The following is a 2,287-nucleotide window of genomic DNA, read 5'->3' as shown; positions in this document are numbered from 1 at the left end:
AGCCCAACGGCAGTCCCATCAGCTATATGGCCGACGGGCGTCAGTATATCGTATTTCCAATCAATGACGACCGCGGGGTGCCGCAGCTAGTGGCGCTGGCGTTGCCGGAGTGACGTGTGGGATGGCTCCCAAATAGGCATGGTTGGATCGCTTACGCTCTGATACTGAGGCGGCCCTGTCGCTGTGAACGAGGCTCGCGGATGACGATTTCCACATTGCGCCCAAGCGCCGTCAAAAGACGCAGGAGACGCTCCACAGAGTACTCTCGAAAATTTCCCCGCAGGAGACGCGAAACATCAGGTTGGGACAGCCCGAGCAACTTCGCCGCCTCGGCCTGTTTGAGCCCACGCTGACGAATGATCTTATCAATGCGGGTGACAAGTTCTGCCTTTAATAGGTGAGTTTCGGCGTCAGGATGTCCCAGATCCGCGAACACGTTTCCGCTGCCGCGTTCAATTTTCATTTTTTTTGTCTTCATTGAGCTACCCTTCACCATAGGTGTCCGCATAATGCTGCTCTGCTGCCTTCAGTCTGTGCTTGACCAGATCAATCTCCTGCTTCGGTGTTGCAATACCCCGCTTGGCCTTCTTCTGGAAGGCATGTAGGACATAGATGGCTGCCTTAAAACGGACTGTGTACACCGTCCGATAGGTGTCACCGTCTTGGCGTGAGATTACCTCCAACACATTGGCACCCAATCCTTTAAGCGGTTTGGCAGTGCGATGTTTGAGTCCAACTTGGGCCTGATACAAAGCAAAGCCGACTCGGTCCTGCACGATGGCTGGAAACTTCTTCAGGTCTTCTCTGCTTGAGCCGACCCATTCGACAGGCTTCAGTATCTCTATGGCCATGTCTAATTATGGTGTTTTCACCATAATCGCACAAGTCCCATGTTGACTGTAAGGGCCTCAAAGATCCTCGACCTTTTCTACGAATCTTTCGATCGCTTTATCTCCGACAAACTCATCCTTTATATCAAATGCCTTACCTAACAACTTGGTATAATGGTCAATAACGCTGCTATCCCGATTGACAATATACAACTCCTTCTTACGGTCGCTTACCAGAGCTCCGTCATGGAGGAACAGACGAACGGCCAAGTCGGTCATCGGGAGTGAATATCCAATAATGAAGAGCCTAGTTGCCGTGCGTAAGGACGACAATGCTTGGGTCCAAATACGCTTCAATGACTCGTGCTGGAAAAACCCGACTTTTTCTGTCGTGGGAGGAACGATTAGAGTAACCTTGTCGCTTACTTCCTGCTTTGAATTACTTTCCCTAGAAGAATTGGCAACCCATCCTTCAATATGGCTATAGTAAATCACCTCCCCGGTGGATTCAGAAGCACCTGAATAGTACCAGTTGGTTGACCCGTGCAGCTTGAACAGTGTAAAGGAGTCTGCTACTTCTGGACCGGGCACTACTGCATCCCTCCTAGTAGATAGAGTGAATTTTACGGGGTAGAGATGCTCGGCACACAGGTGAGAGTCTTGGCGTTGTCCAGTGCTAATTTTGCCTGCGGCTCGTTCTACCAGAGTATCGTAATTGAGGCTAATGACCCCGGCCTGATTTTTGTGCCAATGCTGCGTCAGTGTAAGTAACCAGCTTGGGCACTCGTTCTGGGCTACTAATTGCTCCTTCTCATCAAGAACCTTCTTGATCTCTTCCGTAATATCCAGTGCCAATGCTCGATTTCTCAAGTTTTCTGATTCACGGAGCCACGGATGAGGTTGGCTAAAGTAGGAAAGCCAGATTTCTATATTATCGCCGATAGTCGAAAGAGACTCTGGCAGATCGGAAAATCTCCCCCGGATTTGGCTACTGAGTTCTTGGAGCAGAGGCATATCATCTGACACGGCCTTTGAAAACCCAGCTTCTAGCAAAAACACATCACTCATCGTGTAACTTCCTTATCTTGCTTTGAGGGAATCTTCCTACGCACCTGCATCGAGCGCTCGCACCGCAGCAATGGCCTTGGCAATCCACTTGAGATTGCGCCGGGAAATCATACCATAATTGTAATACGAGAACCGGCGAGCCCCCGTTTCGTAAATCGCAGTAATGATCTCTCGCATCTGTTCGGCGCTGTCTATGGGCTTGTGTCCGTTCAGGCCGCAGATCAGCATAGACGGATCGTCCATGCCGGCTAGGGTCTCCTGCGCCCTTTGGCTGGCCTCTTCCGGCGAGCCGCTGTAGCACAAGACATTGATCCAATCGACGATCTTTTCGATAGGTTTGCGGTCGATGCCATTGTTGTAATAGTTGCCCATGTACAAAAAAGAAACGG

4 protein-coding genes are annotated in these 2,287 nt (G+C 50.4%); all 4 read right to left on the bottom strand.

From position 1 onward, the window contains the following. Positions 1–151: 151 nt before the first annotated feature. The gene (locus tag OXH16_10640; protein ID MCY3681847.1) at positions 152–478 is read right to left on the bottom strand and encodes a helix-turn-helix transcriptional regulator; all 327 of its coding nucleotides are present in this window, start codon (positions 476–478) and stop codon (positions 152–154) included. A 4-nt stretch (positions 479–482) separates the two neighbouring features. Beyond that, the gene (locus tag OXH16_10635) at positions 483–851 is read right to left on the bottom strand and encodes a type II toxin-antitoxin system RelE/ParE family toxin (protein ID MCY3681846.1); all 369 of its coding nucleotides are present in this window, start codon (positions 849–851) and stop codon (positions 483–485) included. Between the two features lie 57 nt (positions 852–908). Next, a complete protein-coding gene (locus OXH16_10630; GenBank protein ID MCY3681845.1) occupies positions 909–1,898 on the bottom strand; it encodes a hypothetical protein in 990 nt (329 codons plus the stop codon). A gap of 36 nt (positions 1,899–1,934) precedes the next feature. Continuing rightward, on the bottom strand, positions 1,935–2,287 hold a 353-nt coding region (locus OXH16_10625), incomplete at its 5' end, for a hypothetical protein (protein MCY3681844.1).

This window comes from Gemmatimonadota bacterium, from assembly GCA_026705765.1.
GTDB lineage: Bacteria > Latescibacterota > UBA2968 > UBA2968 > UBA2968 > VXRD01.
The sequence above is the reverse complement of the archived record's forward strand: the minus strand, read 5'-3'. Positions and strand labels throughout refer to the sequence as shown.